Raw genomic sequence first — 19,294 nt, 5'->3', positions numbered from 1 at the left:
CCCTTACTTCTTTAAGATAGCATAAACACCAAATCCGAAACCAAACAGAACTACCATGGGAGCAAGTAATGTTTTTCTGAAATCGTAAATGTCGGTTGTACCAATCATTAAAATAAAGCCAAAAACTACAATGGCAATGCTGATCAATAACAGTTGGTAATTTTTTTTAGTAAATACCAGGTCACTTTTTCTGTCCTGATTTACAGGAGATGTTTTTTTCTCAGTCATTATCTATATAGATCGTAAATTTTCAATTTTAAATACTTGCTTACAGCAAATGAAGTGCTGATAGCCGTTATAAAGATGCCAATACCAATAAGGCTACCCAACACAATTCCAAACTCGGTATAATTCCTTAAAATAATCATTTCAGGGATTTCTTTTTGAGCATAGAATAAAATACCTAGTAGAATCAGAATTGCTATAAATGCAGCAATCAGACCATGCAAAGCCGCAATAAGAATAAAAGGCTTGCGTATAAAATTTCTGGTTGCACCAACAAGCTGCATACTTTTAATTAGAAAACGTTGAGAGTAAATGGCCAATCTAATTGTATTATTAATAAGTGCAATGGAAATGATTAATAATATTGCAGCAAAACCAAGAATTATTAAACCAATTGTATTGATGTTCTTATTCACCATGTCAATAAGTGAACTTTGGTAGATCACCTCTTTTACAATTGGATTTTTAGCAATATTTGCTTTTAAGGTATCTATGCTTTTATTGTTGGCGTAATCAGCTTTTAAATAAACATCAATAGTAGAAAGCAAGGGGTTGTAGCCTAAAAAGTTTACAAAATCTTCACCAAGATCGTTGGTTAAATTTCGGGCTGCCATTTCTTTATTAACGTAAATGGTGTTTTTAATGGCAACATTCGCATTAAGTTCCTTTTGAAATTGCAATACAGCAGTTTCTTTAGCCCCCTCATCTACAATGATATTAAGTACAATATTTTCTTTTACGTAGTTAGAAAGGTTTTTTGCATGCACCAATATCAAGCCTAACATTCCAAGCATCAATAAAACCAATGCAATACTAAATATTGTTGAAATGTATATGGTTTTTGTCTTCTTAGAAGCATCACTAACTTCAAATTCTTCCATGTAATTGTTTTTGTATTCTGCGAAAATAAAAAATATAAGCCACTAAAGTACAAAGCTACAACGTATTTTCAAGAGTATTTATTTTCTGGAGTGCATCCAAGCCAGAATTCAAGGATTTAATTTCTTTGTCTTTCGGTTAGCATTCTGATATTTATTTTTTGAAGACATAATCAATTGGATATAACTAAGGAATGATTTAAGAATAAATATGGGGTTGCTTTACCCTTAGCTACTTATTCCCTTTTTATCCTCTGCTTATCTTTGATTTATTATAGTTTGCATTAAACAGATAATATTGAAAAATTTAACTGTTGATTTAATATTTTTGACTTTTAATCGTTTAAAGCTAAAAATGTCATTGCTGGCATAATTTGTGTAACATTTTTGTACCAAAAAAATTATATATGCGTTATAATCTCAAAAAATCACATCAAAAACTTAAAACATCCTAAATGAAAACACAAATTACTATAGCCTTATTATTGATAGTCTCAGCATTTACTGCCTGTAAAAAGGAAAAGGGGAATCAAGTGGATATTGCCGGCAAATGGCAGGTTACTAAGGTTGAAACTTCCGTTGCAGGAGCTGCAACCGAGACTTATACAGGAATCGCGTCTGACTCTTTTGAATTTCGTAGAAATGAAGAAAATGAAATGGTAGTAAGTTTAAAGTCTGTTAATACCATTGGCGTCTACTATATCCTCTTAAATGATGATATTAAGTTTGCCTTTGGTGGTAAAAATTATGCAGGGAAGATTACTACACTTACAGCAAATAAACTGGAGTTTAATGGTGTAGTAGAAGGATCATCGCCAGTAGTTACTGAGAAATATTACCTTACTAAGTAAAATATTACTAACAATTTAAGCGTAAAGAAGGGCTGTTTGGCGTAAATCCAGGCAGCCTTTGTTTTTTGCTGAGTATAAAATTCCATTATATTTGTCTGCACCTGCATCACAAAGGATTGCTCAAGGAAAAAATGATTAAAGAAGATAAACCAACAACATTTTCCGGAGAGATATTGAAATGGGTTATTATAATACTGATTGTGGGTATTGCAGCTGGTACTTTATCCGCTGCATTTTTAGCTACTTTAAATCTTGCTACTAATTTTAGAGATCAACACCAATGGATGCTTTACCTGCTACCTATTGCAGGGTTAGGAATCGGATTGTTATATCACCATAAGGGGAAAGGGGTTGAACGAGGTAATAACCTGGTGTTCGATACTGTACATAACCCAAAGGATATCATTCCGTTTAAAATGGTGCCTCTTGTCCTTTTAGGAACTATTGTAACCCATCTTTTTGGAGGATCAGCGGGTAGAGAAGGCACGGCTTTACAAATGGCTGGAGCTACGGCCGACCAATTACACAAGCCTTTTAAACTAGGTGCAGCTGACCGGAGCGTTTTGCTTATTGCAGGTTTAAGTGCCGGATTTGCTTCGGTTTTTGGGACACCATGGGCAGGTATCATATTTGGCTGCGAGGTGCTTTTAATTTCCAGAATACCTTTTAAAGCTATTATTGTGGCAGCTGCCACAGCATTTAGTGGAGCATATGTAACAGCGTTATGGGGTGTTGAACATACTCATTATAGTATTAACCTAGTACCGGCATTAACCTTTAGGGGATTGATATATGGTGCAATGGCTGGAGTCGCTTTTGGAGCGTGTGCAATTGTGTTTGTCAGATTAACAGAAGGTTTTTCGCATTTATTTAAAAAAGTGAGTTATGTACCTTTAAGGCCATTTATTGGTGGTGTAATTGTATTGTTGCTCTTGTTATTGCCAGGTACTTACAAATATGCAGGATTAGGCATTCCAACTATACTCGAATCTTTTGATGGCGCTTCACAAAGCCAGGATTTTGCCTGGAAAATTTTGTTAACAGCCCTGACGCTGGGTGCTGGTTTTAAAGGAGGAGAGGTGACACCTTTGTTTTTTATTGGTGCCACCTTGGGCAGTGCCTTATCTTTATTTTTACCCCTACCTGTAGGTTTATTAGCGGGAATGGGTTTTGTAGCAGTTTTTGCTGGTGCGGCCAAGACACCATTAGCCTGTTGCATTATGGCATTAGAGCTTTTTGGAGTTTCTTGTGGGATATATGTAGGGATTGCTTGTATCGTCGCTTACTTTATTTCTGGCCGTCATAGTATTTACAATGCGCCAGAAAACAAAATGCCACGTCATTTCTTGTTTGGCAAGATCAAGTATTCTTACTTTAGTAAAACCTAGAGGTTACTGCCTTTAAATTAGTATGCTTACTCTCAACTTTCTTATATTTTATCAAACCGTTTCGCTAACCATCTTTATTTCATTATTTTCGCGCTATAAAAGGAATAGCATTAATGGATTACCAATTTAAAGAAATAGAGCAAAAGTGGCAGAAGTTCTGGGCTCAGAACCAAACGTTTAAAGCAGAAACTGATTCTGCAAAACCTAAGTTTTATGTGCTGGACATGTTTCCATATCCTTCGGGAGCGGGTTTACATGTTGGACACCCACTTGGCTATATTGCTTCTGATATATTTTCAAGGTACAAAAGACTGAAAGGTTTCAATGTGCTTCATCCTATGGGATATGATTCTTTCGGTTTGCCGGCAGAGCAGTATGCCATTCAAACTGGTCAACATCCTGCTTTAACTACAGAAGCAAATATCAATACCTACCGTAAACAATTGGACGGTATTGGTTTCTCTTTTGATTGGAGTAGGGAAGTACGCACCAGTGATCCAGAGTATTACAAATGGACGCAGTGGATATTTATGCAGTTGTTCAATTCCTGGTATAACCTGGAAAATGATCGTGCAGAAGATATTAGTACCTTGATCGAAAAGTTTAATGCTGCAGGTTCTGCAGATGTAAAAGCTGTTTGTGATGAGGATACCAAAAGCTTTATGCCGAGTGATTGGGCAACCATGACCGAAGAAGAAAAGCAGGAAGAGCTTTTAAAATACCGCTTAACATATTTGAAAGAAAGTACGGTTAACTGGTGTGCTGCTTTAGGTACAGTATTGGCCAATGATGAGGTGAAAGATGGTTTCTCTGAGCGTGGCGGACATCCGGTTGAGCAGAAGAAAATGATGCAATGGAGTATGCGCATCTCTGCTTATGCTGAAAGATTATTACAGGGCTTAAATACCATCGACTGGCCAGAACCTGTTAAAGAAATGCAGCGTAACTGGATTGGAAAAAGCGTAGGTGCCAGTGTTAGATTTGCTATTGAGCCTTCAGAAGAAATCTCTGAGCTTAGTCAGGATTATATTGAAGTTTTTACCACGCGTGTGGATACAATCTTTGGTGTTTCATATTTGGTGTTGGCGCCAGAGCATGAGCTTGTTACACAGGTGACTACTGCTGCACAGCAAAATGACATTAACAATTATATTGCTCAAACTAAAAAGAAATCTGAATTGGATCGTATGGCTGATACCAAAACGGTATCTGGTGCTTTTACGGGTAGTTATGTGATTAACCCGGTGAGTGGCGAACGTATCCAGCTTTGGATTGCCGATTACGTACTTGCTGGTTATGGTACTGGGGCTGTTATGGGCGTGCCAAGTGGTGATCAGCGCGACTGGTTATTTGCCCGTCATTTTAACCTGCCTGTCACACAGATTTTAGACGCTCAGCAGGATATTGAAAACCAGGCTGATGCAACTAAGGAAGGAAAATACATCAATTCTGGTTTTATAAACGGAATGAATTATACTGAAGCTACGGCAACTTTAAATGCCTGGCTGGAAGAAAAAGAAGTTGGTAAAGCTAAAATCAATTACCGTATGCGCGATGCTATATTTGGTCGCCAGCGTTATTGGGGTGAGCCTATTCCTGTTTATTTTAAAGATGGTTTGCCTTATTTGGTGAATGAGGAAGAACTGCCTTTGATGCTACCGGAAATTGATAAATATCTGCCTACTGAAACTGGCGAACCTCCATTGGGTAGGGCCGAAGGTTGGAAGTATGAAGATCAATATGAGTATGAGTTAAGTACTATGCCGGGCTGGGCTGGTTCTAGCTGGTATTGGTATCGCTATATGGATGCGAAAAACGACTCGGATTTCGCGTCAAAGGATGCAATTGCTTACTGGAAAGATGTAGATCTTTACATTGGTGGTTCAGAACATGCTACTGGTCACCTTTTGTATAGCCGTTTCTGGAACAAGTTCCTTAAAGATTTAGGTTATGTACAGGAAGAGGAACCTTTCAAAAAGCTAATCAACCAGGGTATGATCCAGGGTAGAAGTAACTTCGTTTACCGTGTCATTGATGAAGAGGGAAAAGGTACCAATAAATTGGTTTCTTATGGTTTGAGAAAGGATTATAAAACCTCTGCGCTACATGTTGACGTAAATATTGTAGAGAATGAGATTTTAGATATTGCTAAGTTCAAGTTATTTAGACCAGAGTTTGAAAATGCTGAGTTTATTCTTGAAAATGGCAAATATATCTGTGGCGTAGAGGTTGAAAAGATGTCGAAATCTTATTACAACGTAGTAAACCCGGATATGTTGATCGAAAGTTATGGAGCTGATACTTTAAGAATGTACGAAATGTTCTTAGGGCCGTTAGAGCAAAGTAAGCCTTGGAATACCAATGGTATTGAAGGGGTATTTAAGTTCTTGCGTAAGTTCTGGCGTTTGTACCATAATGAAGCCATGACTTTCCATGTGAATGATTCTGTGCCGACTAAAGCTGAATTGAAAGCTTTGCATAAAATCATTAAAAAGGTTCAGGATGATATTGAGCGCTTCTCGTTCAATACTTCGGTATCCAGTTTTATGATTGCCGTAAATGAGCTTACAGATCTGAAATGTAAAAATCGTCAGGTGCTGGAAGATCTTGTTGTTGTTCTTTCTCCTTATGCACCTCACGTTTGTGAAGAGCTTTGGTCGTTATTAGGAAATGAAGAAGGCACTTTATCTTATGCTCCATATCCAACGTTTAACCCTGCACATTTGGTAGAGGATGAGTTTAGTTACCCTATATCGGTTAATGGTAAAACAAGGCTTAATTTAAATATCAGTCTTACTTTGGAAGCTAAGGAGATTGAAGACCTTGTGCTTGCTAATGAGGATGTACAGAAATATCTGGATGGCAAGACTCCTAAAAAGATGATTGTTGTTAAAGGTAGGATTGTTAACATAGTTTTATAATAAGAAGGAAAAAATAACCGTTCTCTTCTGCGTCTGGCATCTTTTTCTGAAGAAGAAAAAGCGCCTGATGCCGCATTAGAGAAGGTGATTTTTTCTTTCAGTAGGGTGGCCGGTTATATCGCTTATAGCTGGCCGTTTTGTTTTAGGAGGTATTTAAGCATTACTGTAGTACGTTTTTAATCATCATTTCAATTTTGTTGAGCGTAATCTTTAAGTTTTCTATTGTAATGTCTTTATGCGGCATTGTTTTTATATCTATTGATTCAGAATTATCTGGGTTTTCATTTAATATAAAATCCTGAGTAAATTGCTCTGAGATCAGTTGATATAATTCTGTAATAAGTATATCCATTGCACTTGCTTTGTCCACTAAAAGAGCCAGTTGATTTTGGGTAATCTGGTAAGTGTTTTTATGTCGCACTGCACTGTACGCATCATTTAGCAAATCCACTAATTCCATGTCTTCCTCTTTCTTTTCATTAAAAACGAGATTAAATTCCTGAGCATAGTGAGAAAGATATTTTTGATGACTTCTGAGACAATGTGATGCCCGTTCTTTCCCAACGATCAAAATCTCTGCTGCCCTGTAGCTCAGTTCTAAGGACTGATGCAACATAAATGCAGATAGGGGGTAGTTCTTACAATCCCAGTAAAATTTGGTGCCCTCTCTAAAATCGGCAACCTTTTTTAATTCTTTATTGAATTTTGTGGTTGTATTATTTTGTACAGTTTGATAATTTAATTCATAAATAACTGCATCAATTGGGCTTTCAGTTTGTCGGTAGATTAAATTTTCTGGTCTGCAGATATTAGAAAATACCATACTTCCCTGATTCAAGGCATCTCTCACTTCATGTGTATGAAACATCCGGAATTTATAATTTTGGTACCTGCTTAGAATCACATTAGCAAGTGGCTTTGCTTCAGTAAGGTGCTGTTTCGCAGAACGTGGGATGAGAATAATTAGTTCTGGAAAACTGATCTTTTTATATTGAAACTGGAAAAAGTAAATGCGGTCGACAGTAATTTGATCGGTAATTTTCAAAGCTATTTCCTGAAGTTGAGGGTCGTCCGTTAATAATGTCTGATTTGGTATTGGTATTTTCATAGATATTTAAAGTTTAATTTGATAAAAGATATGGCCAGATTCATTTAAAGGGATAAGCTTATCATTTCTGATGAAATCGTATACTACTTGCTTTAATAGGGGGGTAAATAACGAGCACCATTCAATTTGTATAGTTGAATATATATAATCATAAATCTTAATTGGGGCAAATTTATGATCGAAATAGCCCAGCTTTATTAACTTATTAAGTTGGAACTTTAATAAGAGTCTGATCTGTTCATCATAATTATAGTCTCTGCAGAGTTTCATATCAATTACAATTGGCTTATTTATGCCTTTGATTGTCCAGGGATGATTGAATTGATATAAACAGCCTTTTTCTGATGAGGTATAAGTACCTCTGATCAATCTCTTTTCATGAGATATATTATGCTTATCGATCATGTAATCAAACGCTGGAGCTCTTGGGGCGAGTGTTTTGAACAATTCAGCCATTACTTCATGATCCATGTAGTCCATTTTTATATGAGTTGAAAGGCCCTCATAGTCTATGATGTGATAAGAACTTCGCCCTAATAAAAAAGCGATATCCTCTCTTGAAAATCCATTTTCCCTGCACTGTTTAATAAAAATATAACGTTCTTTTAATTCATGCTGATTTAGCATACCAGAAAATCTTGTAATGTGTTGATTTGGCATATCTCATTTTATTGTTTTAGTTTAAAATGAGTCTCGGATTGAAGTTTATTTGCCAACTATAGAACATATAGAGAAAATGCACTATAGCGGGGTCTAAATACCATACTGCCAGACTTACCACAGCCACGAACATGGATTTACAATAGACCCCATGACAGCTATAGTGCACCAAAAGTACATAAATATTGTCAGGGGTATTAATCTATTGTCTCTGTTCTTGAATTTGTGGTAATTTGACAGAAGAGACTCTATAATTAATCCCTCATTTAGGGAATAACTTAATTATGTATTTTTTTACTTAATCCATAGGTGGTTATTTTAAGTGTCAATTTTGTTTTATTTTTCAAACTTGGGTATAATAACTATTACAACCAAATATTTCTATATAATTAATTTTTGTTATATAATGTAAAGAAGTGGATGGTTTTCAAATATTTTGTAAGAATTGAAAAAATAGAAGTCTGTTAGTAGAATGGTTTTCTAATATTTATCTGTAACATTTTTTATTTTTGGCCAACTAATTGGTTATGAAAAGTTATCTCAGATATTTTGCCATCTTATTTCTGGTCTTAATACCATTCTTTAGTGTAAAAGCTCAATTTGCTCTTGGAGGGCCTGCGAAATCAACAGTTAAAGGGCGTATTGTTGCTGTTGTAATGGATTCACTGACAAAAAAGCCAATCGATTATGTCAGTGTCTCATTATTTAATGCAAAGGATGGTAAATCCATAAACGGTGCTGTTACTGATTCAAAAGGTAAGGTTGTTATACAAAATGTATCGCCTGATGACTATAAGCTGTCTATTGGTTTTATGGGCTATAAGACAAAAACTATACTCCTTAAGACTACTCCAGAAAAACCGGATCATAATGCAGGAGTAATTTATCTGAGTGCTGTTGCAGGTAATTTAAAGGAAGTTGAAATCACCGGACAGAAAGCATTGATAGAAAACAAGGTGGATAAGTTGGTTTATAATGCGGAACAAGACATTACCAATGCTGGTGGCGATGCGACAGATGTGATGCGAAAGGTACCAATGCTTTCTGTTGATATCAATGGAAATGTACAGCTTCGCGGTAGTTCGGTAAGAGTTTTGATTAATGGCAAACCATCTGGAACTATGGCTAACAGCGTAGCTGACGCTTTAAAAATGATTCCTGCTGAACAAATAAAAAGTGTAGAGGTTATCACAAGTCCGTCGGCTAAGTATGATGCAGAGGGCTCTGGTGGGATTATTAATATCATTACTAAAAAGAAAACGGCAGAGGGTGTAAGTGGTAGTGTTAATACAACTGTGGGTACTCGTTCTAACAATGGTGCCTTTAACCTGAATGCTAAAACAGGTCGTTTGTCCTTGAATGGAAGTCTTGGATTAAACCAGGCTTATCCTCAAAACTCTAAAGTTTTCAATTATAATAGTGCTATTGTAGATGGGGTAACTAATACAACTACGCAAGATGGTTTCTCTAAATGGTCAAGGGTTGGTTATAATGGCAGTTTTGGACTGGATTATGATTTTAATGCTTATCATAATATTAGTACTACGGCTAAAATGAATCGCTTTTCAAATGGTGGACCAGGTCGTTCTGATATTGTTCGTAATGGAGTATCATCTGTTAATTTAAGGGACATGGATATGAGTTTCAATAATCTGGATTGGAATGTGGATTATAGAAAGACTAGTAAGAAAGAAGGTGAAGAATTTAGTGTCTCTGCTCAATTGTCAACAGGAAGAAATGGAAGTGATTTTAGTAATACATTTAGTCTTGCAGGGTTTCCTGATGAAATTATAATGGGACATAATACTGGAAAAAACAACGAGTATACAGTACAAAGTGATTATACTTATCCTTTTAGCAAGACTACAGTACTTGAGACAGGACTGAAGGGCATCTTTAGAAATATTGTGAGTGATTATGATCAGTTGGAACAGGATTTTGATTATGATCAGAATGTTGCCTCGGCTTATGGTGTAATGGGTTTTAAACTGACTAAAAAGATTTCTGTTAAGGCTGGTTTAAGAGCTGAGTATACTAAGATTAATGGTTTGGCTGGAAATAGTTTGAACTTTGATAATGATTATTTTAATCTGTTTCCTAGTATGTTGATTTCTAAAACGCTCAAAAAACCAATGACGACAGTTAAATTGAGCTATAATCGTCGAATTCAACGTCCCAGCTTGTTTTATTTGAATCCTTTTAGAAATGAAAGTGATGTTTATAATCCAATGGAGGGTAATCCTAAACTATCACCTGAGTTAACGGATAATATTGAGCTAGGTTACTCGACTTTCATTAAAGGATCAGTAATTAATGCTTCTGTTTTCTATAGGACCACAGGTAATGTAATTGAGAGTGCCATAGAGCCAATTGTGGAGAATGGTATAAGTAAAAACCTGACTACTTATCGGAATGTTGGAACTAGTCAGTCTTACGGTTTTAATATATTTGGTTCTTACAATCCAAAACCAAAATGGACTTTAATGGCTAATTTGGGCTTAAACACCTATGAGGTTAACAATGAAGAGGATAATCTAAATACGGGTACATTTTTAAATTATACAGCTTTTGCACGGTCCGCTTATGCTTTGCCTAAAGGGTGGACAACTGAGATATGGGGAGTACTGAATTCTCCGAAAAGAACTTTTCAGGGCAGAACAGAAAAAATGTATTTTTACGGAGCGACAGTAAAAAAGGAAATCTTAAAACAAAAAGCAACTATCGGTCTGAATGTTCTTAATCCTTTTAATCGCGACTTAAATATCAAGACTGAAAATCGCACAGCAAATTCAATACAATTTACAGACATCCATTATCCTTTGCGTTCTTTTGGACTTAACTTTAGTTATAAATTTGGTAAAATGAACTTTAATGCTCAGCCGAAAAAGAAAAAAGGTGTAAATAATGATGATTTGAAAAAAGATGAACAGCAACAAGGTGTTGGTGGAGGAATAGGTAATTAACTATTTAGACGTAATGTTAGTCCTTTTTAACCGTTTTCAACACCATTAGATTTAAGGCATTAAGCGAGTATCCGCTGATGTTATTCTGGGTCATGACCAATGATTGGTCATAAAGAATGGGAACGACGTTGGCATATTCTACAATCATTCTGTCCATTTTCTGATAAAGTAGGAAACGTTTTTGATTGTCATTCTCATAATAACTTTGCTCGAATAAACGGTCAAACTCATCTTTAAAGTACCCTGTATAATTAGGACCGTTGGGTACCTTATTTTTAGAATAGAACATAGCGAGGAAGTTCTCGCCATCCGGGTAATCAGCAATCCAGGACCCCCTAAAGAAGTTGACGCTATTTTTAGCAATAAGGTCCCTTAAGCTCGCATTAGGACTTACGTCAACTTTAACTTTAATGCCTATAGCATTTAGTTCTCCTTGGATAAACTCAATCAGATCTTTATAGGTTGTAGAGGTACTCAAAGTAATCTGAGGCATGCCTTTTCCATTAGGGAAACCAGCTTCCGCAAGTAATTTGATTGCTTTATCAGGATCATAATGATAGCCTTTAACAGCGACACTATCAAAGCCAGGCATACCATGTGGAATAAAACCTGATGTTGCCGGAATACCAATGCTGTTTCTTAAATATTTGATCAGTTTAGGCTTGTCGATTGCATAGTTGATGGCCTGACGAACCTTTTTAAATCTTAAAGGAGAAGTTTTAACAATAGATTTGGAGGTGTCGACCAATATTCCCACATATTCAGTGCATAAGTAAGGCCCTTTTCTTAAATGAAATTTTCCTTTGTATTTGCTGGTCATCTGACCACTTTTTGTTAAAATATCATCTCGGTAACTACCATCAACCTTATCAAAATAATCCAGATCTTTTTTTATGAAATTCATAAAGGCACTTTGCTTATCGCTAATGAAAGTCACCTTTATTGCATCTAGATAAGGTAGTTGATGGCCATTCTCTCTTTCCCAGTATTTCTCATTCTTCAGCATTACCAATATCTCATCTTCTTTCCAGTATTTAAATTTGAAAGGGCCTGTGCCAATGGGATGGCTCCTGAAATCTTTGCCATAATGTTCTACTATTTCATGAGGTACGACTGAGCAATATAGCGTTGTCAGCAAATTTATAAATGCTGGAAAAGGAGTGGAAAGTTTTATCTGGAAAGTGCTGTCGTTTACGGCAATGAAACTATTGATGTCTTTTACCTTATCATTAAAAATCCAACCACCAGAAGAAGCCACTTTAGGATCAATTAAGCGATAAAAACTATATTTAAAATCTGCTGCCACTACTTTGCGACCTTTGCCATTTGGGAAAATGGGATCATCATGAAAATAAACATCATTGCGTAGATTAAAAGTGTAAGTTAAATTATCTGCTGAAGTTTGCCAGGTTTTAGCGATACAAGGGAGTGGATTTAGTGTGCTGTCGATCTGAACAAGGCCATTGAAAATCTGGTTCATCATCCATATTGCATTTTGGTTACGTGCGAAGGCTGGGTCAAGGGAAGTTACATTTTGATCCAGATTCATGTTAAACACTTTTTTTTTCGCATCGGATGAATTGTTTTTACAGGATAAAAACATTAAAATCAGCAGGACATAAAAAATATTGTTTATCATACGGCGTATCGCTATAGGAATAGTAATTTTGTACAAAGTAATAAATAATTTAATATGTCTTTTTTAAACTCGGTTATAAATAAAGTTAAGGATGAAGTTCTGAGGGAACAACTTCAGGATCGTAAGGATATAATCGAACATAAAATAAAGTTTATGGACAAGGTTCCTGTGGCCTGTCTGGATACCAATAATGAATTGAATTATGCATTAGAAGAGGTTATCTTAAGTGCAGGGGGTATATTATACGATTTTACACAGTCTGCAAAAGTCGTAATCTATATGGAAAAGGGTAAAACCATGCTCGAATTGATGGGAATTGTACCATCTTTATTGGATAAAAGCTGGCCAGCTGTAGAATTTAACAGGGTTTATTTAATGAATGGCCAGGATCTGGATACTGCAGATGCAGAAGATCTGGTAACTGCTCTTGAAGATATTGCAGAAATGCTTTACCCTGGTTTTTTTGTATTCGGAAATGAAGGGATAGACTGGTTAAGCTTTAAAACGCAATAAATTTGTCCATCTGTTGATTAGTGAATTTAATAGTATCCTCCTTAAACAGGTTTCCGCTTTCATCTAATTCTGTTTTTATAGCTGAAATATGAATCCTTAAAGGGAGTACGTGAAGGTGGAGATAACTGCAAACACCACCAAAATGATCTATGCCGCGGATATTGCCATATTTTCCAGATGATACACCAACAAGTGCTGCTTTTTTATCGTAAAAACTTTCGGGGAAATTGCAGGCGTCAATGAACGTTTTTAGAACACCAGGGAAACTGCCATTATATTCGGGAATGATGAAAAGGAACTTACTGGTATTAGCAATCATTTGTTGAATTGGTTCAAATTCAGGGCTTCTTTTGCCATAAAGATCGTTGGCAATTAAATTTTCAGGAAGGTCTTCAAGGTTAAAAAGATGAGTTTGTAACCCTTTTTCTGCCAATGTTTTCTGATAATATTTTGCGACTTTTAAGGTGTTACTCGCAGGTCTGTTTGTCCCTGATACGATAGTTATCATGCGGAAATTGTTAATAAGATGTGTAAAACACTTAAATCATTAGTGCTAGTTTTGCCATTTAGTTTGTATCTTAGCTAATCGTTAAAATATGCCTAAAACGATACAAAAATAGCATTTTTTATAGATTTACTTCAATGTAAAATAAGCCTTAAGTAAATAATTCGTAATTATTAAAAAGATAAATGAGTAAAATTATTGCATTGGCAAATCAAAAAGGTGGTGTAGGTAAAACGACTTCATCTATAAACTTAGCCGCAAGTTTAGCTGTACTGGAATACAGGACTTTACTGGTCGACGCAGACCCTCAGGCCAACTCAACATCTGGTATTGGTTTTGACCCAAGAAATATTAAAAACAGCATCTACGAATGTATCATTAATGATATTGAACCGATGGATGCCATACAAAAAACAGAAACCCCTAACCTGGATCTGTTGCCCGCACATATTGATTTGGTAGGTGCTGAGATTGAAATGATCAACCTCACCAACAGAGAGTATAAAATGAAGGCGGTGATGGAGAAAATTAAAGATCAGTATGATTTTATAATTATTGATTGTTCGCCATCGCTAGGTTTAATAACGATCAATGCTTTAACAGCTGCGGATTCTGTTATTATACCTGTACAGTGTGAATATTTTGCATTAGAAGGATTAGGTAAATTGCTGAACACAATTAAAATTGTTCAAAACCGTTTAAATCCTGAGCTAGAAATTGAAGGAATATTACTAACCATGTATGATGTGCGTTTACGTTTGTCAAACCAGGTAGTTGAGGAAGTTAAAACACATTTTCAGGAACTTGTATTTGAAACCATTATTCAACGAAATACCCGCTTAAGCGAGGCTCCAAGTTATGGTGTATCTGTAATTATGCATGATGCTAACTGTAAAGGAGCCATCAATTATCTGAACCTGGCACGCGAAATCGTTCGTAAAAACGGATTGGTAAAAGAAGTGCAGGATGTAAATACGGCAATTATTTAATTTTTTTTTAATGACATCTTTTCAGCGAAAAACAGGTTTAGGTAGAGGATTAAGTGCGCTTTTAGATGATAGCGAATCAGTTAATCCGCCTAGAAGCGAGGTTAATCCGGTAAGTGAAACAAGGCAGGAAAGCAGCCAGAGTACCAATAATAATATCGGATTAATTAATATTTCTGAAATAGAAACCAATCCATATCAGCCACGAACCGAATTTGATCAGGTGGCCTTAAATGAATTGTCGGAATCTATTAAAGTACAGGGGCTTATTCAGCCGATTACAGTTAGGAAACAAGGAGCAAATCAATATCAGTTAATATCTGGTGAACGTAGATTAAGAGCTTCTAAACTAGCTGGATTAACTCAGATACCTGCCTATGTACGTAGTGCAAATGATCAGCAGATGCTGGAAATGGCACTTATTGAAAATATACAACGTGAAAATCTTAACGCGATTGAGGTCGCATTGAGTTTTCAGCGTATGCTTGATGAGTGTAATTTAAAACAGGAACAGCTAGGAGAAAGGGTAGGGAAAAACCGTACTACAGTAACCAATTATCTGCGTCTGCTCAAATTACCTCCGGTAATACAGGTGTCTATTCGTGACCAGAAAATATCAATGGGGCATGCACGTGCCCTGATCAATGTTGAACAAGAAGAAAAGCAGCTATTTATCCATCAGGAAATTATTGATAAGGGACTTTCTGTTAGAAAGGTGGAAGAACTGGTAAGGAGTATAAATAGTGTAGAAGTTAAGCCTAAGTTTCAGCTGAAATCCAAGGCTGTACCTTTTGAATATCAAAAATTACAGAAAGATTTAGCTTCTAAATTTGCTACTAAAGTGAAATTGAAAGTTGGAGACAATGGCAAAGGAGCTATCGAAATTCCATTTATGTCGGATGATGACCTGAACAGGATTTTAGAGTTATTAGATTGGTAATGTATAAGGTATTGCTATTGTCGGTTTGCTTGTTCTTTGCTTTTGCTAATGCAAAGGCCCAGGAAAAAGTGACCATGAAAAAAGATAGCACAACTACAGACTCTGTTAAACCTTATGTAAATCAAGGTAAAATAGCTGGACGAAGAGCTATGATCAGGTCGGCAATGTTACCCGGATTAGGGCAAATCAGGAATGGCTTTAATCTTTACAGAGGCTTAAAAGTAGCAGGTATATATACTGGAGCTGCTTTTTTGACCATTTCATATATAGACAACTCTAAGCAGTATAATATCTTTATAAAAGAATTGGAGTATAGGAATAAGAATAAAGATAATCCCGATGTTGATGAAAGAACTGAAAACCCACTTTATGCAAATACTCCCACCGATCGTCTGATTTCCGCTAAAGATATTTACCGAAGAAATAAACAGGTGATTATTTTCTCTTATGCAGGATTATATTTACTTAATATTGTAGAAGCTTATATCGACGCCCGTTTGGCAAATTTTGATGTGGGTGACGTAACGAGAATAAAAATAAGACCGGATTTAATGAATGCTAATCAGATGTATGGATATCATTCAATTGCTCCGGGAATGAAGATTGCAATTACTTTTTAAAATAAACTAAATGAAGCCTGTATTGTAAGCTTCATCACCAAAAAACATATAGACTAAATGAAAATAGCTTTACTTGGTTATGGTAAAATGGGGCAGATCATTGAACGGTTTGCACTGGAAAGAGGCCATGAGATCGTCTTGAAAATAAACATTGACAATACTGCAGATTTGACAACAGCTAATCTTTCAAAAGCGGATATAGCTATAGACTTTAGTGCACCTGATGCTGCTCTTAGCAATATTTATGCTTGCTTTGATGCAAATCTACCTGTAGTGGTAGGAACAACGGGATGGTATGGAGAATTGCAACAAGTGAAAAACGATTGTCTGAGTCGTAACAATACTTTGCTTTATGGATCAAACTTTAGTATAGGGGTTAATTTGTTTTTTCATATTAGTAAGATGATGGCAAAATTAATGAATGATTTTCCAGCTTACGAAGTTCAGGTTGAAGAAATACACCATACACAAAAATTAGACTCACCAAGTGGTACAGCAATGACTCTTGCAGAGGGTATTATTGAGCAGTTAGACAGAAAAAATGAATGGGTAAATGAATTAGTGGGTACGCCATTTGAAGAGGTTGTAAAAAAAGAACAATTGCTAATTGAATCTCACAGAATTGAGAATGTTCCAGGGACTCATACTGTTTTGTATAGCTCTGAAGTAGATGAGATAGAGTTAAAACATACAGCACATAATCGCTCTGGCTTTGCACTTGGTGCTGTGGTTGCCGCGGAATGGTTGAATAATAAACAAGGCTTTTATAATATAGCTGATATATTTAATTTTAAATAATAGATATGAATTGGAAATTCTGGCAAAAAAATACCGAAAGCAAGGATGATAAGCCAAAAAAGAAAAAATCACGTACCCGAGAGTGGGTTGATGCTATTATCTTTGCCGTAATTGCCGCCACAATTATAAGAGTGTTCTTTATTGAGGCTTATACTATTCCTACCGCATCAATGGAAAAATCATTGTTAGTAGGGGATTTCTTGTTCGTAAGCAAAGTGAATTATGGTGCAAGGATACCGATGACACCAGTAGCTTTTCCTTTCGCACACCACACTATGCCGATAACTGGTACAAAAGCCTATTGGGAAGGGGTTAAATGGGACTTCCGTAGATTACCAGGTTTGTCTGAAATCAAAAGAAATGATGTAGTCGTTTTCAACTATCCACAAGGTGATACTGTAGCACTGGAACAACAGGATGCGGATTATTATATGATGGTAAGAGCAGAAGGCTGGCAAGCTATTAACAGCAGGTATACAATTGTAAGCAGACCAGTTGATAAAAGGGAAAACTATATCAAACGTTGTATAGCCATTGCTGGGGATACTATTACAATGAGCAATGGATTGGTTTCTGTGAATGGAAAGCCCGAAAAGTTGAAAAATACCGGGGAAATCACTTATGATGTAGTTTTTAAAACGGCGGATTTTAATCCGGCTGTGTTTGAAGATTTAGGTTTTAATATCGCTGAAGATATTAGAAGTACTATGACTCAGAATGTATATGAATTTAATGGTACCGAAGAGATAATGGCAGAGGTTAAAAAGCTTGACTTTGTACAATCTGTAAAAGAAAAGACTGCTCTTCCTGGTGAGCGTGAAAGTGATATTTTCCCTTTTGATAAAAATAGAAACTGGAATGTCGATAACTTTGGCCCGATCATTATTCCTAAGAAAGGTTGGACAGTTAAGTTGGATAGTGCAACCATGCCACTTTATGAAAGAAGTATCCGTATTTATGAAGGTAATAAACTGGAAAAATCGGGAAATGGATGGTTGATTAATGGCAAACCTGCCGACAGCTATACTTTTAAAATGGACTATTACTGGATGATGGGAGATAATAGACACCGTTCTTTAGACTCAAGATATTGGGGGTTTGTGCCCGAAGATCATATCGTCGGAAAGGCATTGTTCATCTGGATGAGTTACGATACTAATAAGAAGTTCTTCAGTAAAATCAGGTGGAGCAGGCTACTTAGCGGCATTCATTAAGATAAGCCAGCAATACTTAATTTAAGGGCAAGATCATTTAAATCATTCACAACGGCATCAATTAAAGGGATGCCGTTTTTTTTGCGCTCGTTTTCGAATTCATATTCCGGTTCACCTGGTATGACAACTCTTTTTTCAGGATCTACAGTTTTTGAACCTTTAAAGCGCTCAATCCAATTATCCAGGTGATTTTTAAAATCCTGTGCAGGACGGAATCCATCCACCCGCATTGCGCCAAAAAAGTGACCGATCCCTTCACCAACAGGGTCGGTTGGTGGTTCAAGGAAGGCTACAAAAGGAGGAACCCATGGTCCGTAGTTAGCGCCAGATAGAACTGCTGACAAAATATCAACAGTTGCACCTAATCCATATCCTTTATGACTTCCATGGTCTTTATCACTCCCTAAAGGTAGTAATGAACCACCTTCTTTAAGTTGATGTGGATTTATAGAGTTATTTCCTGTAGCATCTTGTACCCACCCTTCAGGAATAGGATGATTAGCTCTTTGTGCAATTTCAAGTTTGCCATTTGCCGCAGCTGCAGTTGCCATATCTACTATTACGGGAGGATATTTTCCTGCGGGAAAGGCGTAACACATTGGGTTAGTCCCTAATAATCTTTCGCTTGAATAAGTAGGGGCTACCAGTGGGCTGGCATTGGTCATACTTATTCCAATCATATCTTGTTCTACAGCTAATAAAGCATGATAACCTGCAATGCCAAAATGGTTGGAGTTTTTTACCGAGACCCATCCGCTTCCATAAGTCTTTGCTTTTTCTATTGCAACATTCATTGCAAAAGGTGCTACCACTAATCCTAGTCCGGCATCACCATCCACCGTAGCGGTTGTAGCTGTTTCATAAACAATTTTAACTACTGGTACAGGATTAATCCTTTTCTTCTCCCAGAGTCGCACATATCCGCTTAAACGAGCTACACCATGAGAATCAATACCTCTTAAGTCTGAACGTAACAAAACGTCAGCAGCAAGTTTTGCATCCGCTTCTGGACAACCCATTGTTAAGAAGACATTTTCAGTAAAATGACGAAGATTGTTTTCGGTAAATGTGTGGAATTTCATGGT

17 protein-coding genes are annotated in these 19,294 nt (G+C 36.4%); 10 read left to right on the top strand and 7 right to left on the bottom strand.

What is annotated here, in order from left to right; all coding sequences use genetic code 11:
* Window positions 1-3: 3 nt before the first annotated feature.
* Entirely contained in the window at window positions 4-228 is a 225-nt protein-coding gene (locus tag ABDJ41_RS10115; RefSeq protein ID WP_349785866.1) for a DUF3098 domain-containing protein, read from the bottom strand.
* Window positions 228-1,106, bottom strand: a complete 879-nt coding sequence (locus ABDJ41_RS10110; RefSeq protein ID WP_349785865.1) for a cell division protein FtsX — start codon at window positions 1,104-1,106, stop codon at window positions 228-230. The genes ABDJ41_RS10115 and ABDJ41_RS10110 overlap by 1 nt, the downstream gene beginning before the upstream one ends.
* 452 nt (window positions 1,107-1,558) lie before the next feature.
* On the opposite strand from ABDJ41_RS10110, the gene ABDJ41_RS10105 reads away from it, so the two are divergent.
* From ABDJ41_RS10105 to leuS, 3 genes are all read left to right on the top strand, one after another.
* Window positions 1,559-1,954: a lipocalin family protein gene (locus ABDJ41_RS10105; RefSeq protein ID WP_349785864.1), complete on the top strand. Its 396-nt coding sequence runs from the start codon at window positions 1,559-1,561 to the stop codon at window positions 1,952-1,954.
* 131 nt (window positions 1,955-2,085) lie between these two features.
* Window positions 2,086-3,342 (top strand): chloride channel protein, encoded by a 1,257-nt coding sequence (locus tag ABDJ41_RS10100; RefSeq protein WP_349785863.1) that lies wholly within the window; start codon window positions 2,086-2,088, stop codon window positions 3,340-3,342.
* A gap of 113 nt (window positions 3,343-3,455) precedes the next feature.
* Window positions 3,456-6,263 (top strand): leucine--tRNA ligase, encoded by a 2,808-nt coding sequence (gene leuS / locus ABDJ41_RS10095; protein WP_349785862.1) that lies wholly within the window; start codon window positions 3,456-3,458, stop codon window positions 6,261-6,263.
* 160 nt (window positions 6,264-6,423) lie between these two features.
* Here the strand turns inward: leuS and ABDJ41_RS10090 are convergent, their stop codons facing one another.
* Together ABDJ41_RS10090 and ABDJ41_RS10085 are read right to left on the bottom strand one after the other, a co-directional pair.
* Window positions 6,424-7,371, bottom strand: coding sequence for a HEPN domain-containing protein (locus ABDJ41_RS10090; RefSeq protein WP_349785861.1), 948 nt, complete (start codon window positions 7,369-7,371; stop codon window positions 6,424-6,426).
* Window positions 7,372-7,377: 6 nt separating this feature from the next.
* Window positions 7,378-8,031, bottom strand: coding sequence for a hypothetical protein (locus tag ABDJ41_RS10085; RefSeq protein ID WP_349785860.1), 654 nt, complete (start codon window positions 8,029-8,031; stop codon window positions 7,378-7,380).
* Window positions 8,032-8,558: 527 nt separating this feature from the next.
* Here ABDJ41_RS10085 and ABDJ41_RS10080 point away from each other — a divergent pair.
* Window positions 8,559-10,994 carry a TonB-dependent receptor gene (locus tag ABDJ41_RS10080; protein WP_349785859.1) on the top strand — a complete coding sequence of 812 codons (2,436 nt, stop codon included), beginning with the start codon at window positions 8,559-8,561 and terminating at the stop codon, window positions 10,992-10,994.
* A gap of 16 nt (window positions 10,995-11,010) precedes the next feature.
* On the opposite strand, the gene ABDJ41_RS10075 is transcribed toward ABDJ41_RS10080, so the two are convergent.
* Entirely contained in the window at window positions 11,011-12,543 is a 1,533-nt protein-coding gene (locus ABDJ41_RS10075; protein ID WP_349785857.1) for an ABC transporter substrate-binding protein, read from the bottom strand.
* A 144-nt stretch (window positions 12,544-12,687) separates the two neighbouring features.
* On the opposite strand from ABDJ41_RS10075, the gene ABDJ41_RS10070 reads away from it, so the two are divergent.
* Entirely contained in the window at window positions 12,688-13,146 is a 459-nt protein-coding gene (locus ABDJ41_RS10070) for a hypothetical protein (protein WP_349785856.1), read from the top strand.
* Here the strand turns inward: ABDJ41_RS10070 and ABDJ41_RS10065 are convergent.
* Window positions 13,133-13,654, bottom strand: a complete 522-nt coding sequence (locus ABDJ41_RS10065) for an NADPH-dependent FMN reductase (protein ID WP_349785855.1) — start codon at window positions 13,652-13,654, stop codon at window positions 13,133-13,135. The two genes, ABDJ41_RS10070 and ABDJ41_RS10065, sit on opposite strands and share 14 nt — an antisense overlap.
* Before the next feature lie 182 nt (window positions 13,655-13,836).
* Between ABDJ41_RS10065 and ABDJ41_RS10060 the strand changes: the two genes are divergently transcribed.
* The 5 genes from ABDJ41_RS10060 to lepB are packed head-to-tail and all read left to right on the top strand — an operon-like array spanning window position 13,837 to window position 18,209.
* A complete protein-coding gene (locus tag ABDJ41_RS10060) occupies window positions 13,837-14,640 on the top strand; it encodes a ParA family protein (protein ID WP_349785854.1) in 804 nt (267 codons plus the stop codon).
* Window positions 14,641-14,650: 10 nt separating this feature from the next.
* Window positions 14,651-15,577 carry a ParB/RepB/Spo0J family partition protein gene (locus ABDJ41_RS10055; RefSeq protein WP_349785853.1) on the top strand — a complete coding sequence of 309 codons (927 nt, stop codon included), beginning with the start codon at window positions 14,651-14,653 and terminating at the stop codon, window positions 15,575-15,577.
* Window positions 15,577-16,197 (top strand): DUF5683 domain-containing protein, encoded by a 621-nt coding sequence (locus ABDJ41_RS10050; protein WP_349785852.1) that lies wholly within the window; start codon window positions 15,577-15,579, stop codon window positions 16,195-16,197. Before ABDJ41_RS10055 ends, ABDJ41_RS10050 begins: the two co-directional genes overlap by 1 nt.
* Before the next feature lie 57 nt (window positions 16,198-16,254).
* The gene (gene dapB / locus ABDJ41_RS10045) at window positions 16,255-16,995 is read left to right on the top strand and encodes a 4-hydroxy-tetrahydrodipicolinate reductase (protein ID WP_349785851.1); all 741 of its coding nucleotides are present in this window, start codon (window positions 16,255-16,257) and stop codon (window positions 16,993-16,995) included.
* Window positions 16,996-17,000: 5 nt separating this feature from the next.
* A complete protein-coding gene (gene lepB / locus ABDJ41_RS10040) occupies window positions 17,001-18,209 on the top strand; it encodes a signal peptidase I (protein ID WP_349785849.1) in 1,209 nt (402 codons plus the stop codon).
* Here the strand turns inward: lepB and ABDJ41_RS10035 are convergent.
* The gene (locus ABDJ41_RS10035) at window positions 18,206-19,291 is read right to left on the bottom strand and encodes an Ldh family oxidoreductase (RefSeq protein ID WP_349785847.1); all 1,086 of its coding nucleotides are present in this window, start codon (window positions 19,289-19,291) and stop codon (window positions 18,206-18,208) included. The two genes, lepB and ABDJ41_RS10035, sit on opposite strands and share 4 nt — an antisense overlap.
* Window positions 19,292-19,294 lie beyond the last annotated feature (3 nt).

The sequence above is a fragment of the Pedobacter sp. ASV1-7 genome (assembly GCF_040203335.1).
Classification (GTDB): domain Bacteria; phylum Bacteroidota; class Bacteroidia; order Sphingobacteriales; family Sphingobacteriaceae; genus Pedobacter.
Note: the sequence above shows the minus strand (reverse complement) of the source record. Positions and strands in the feature narration are given on the sequence as shown.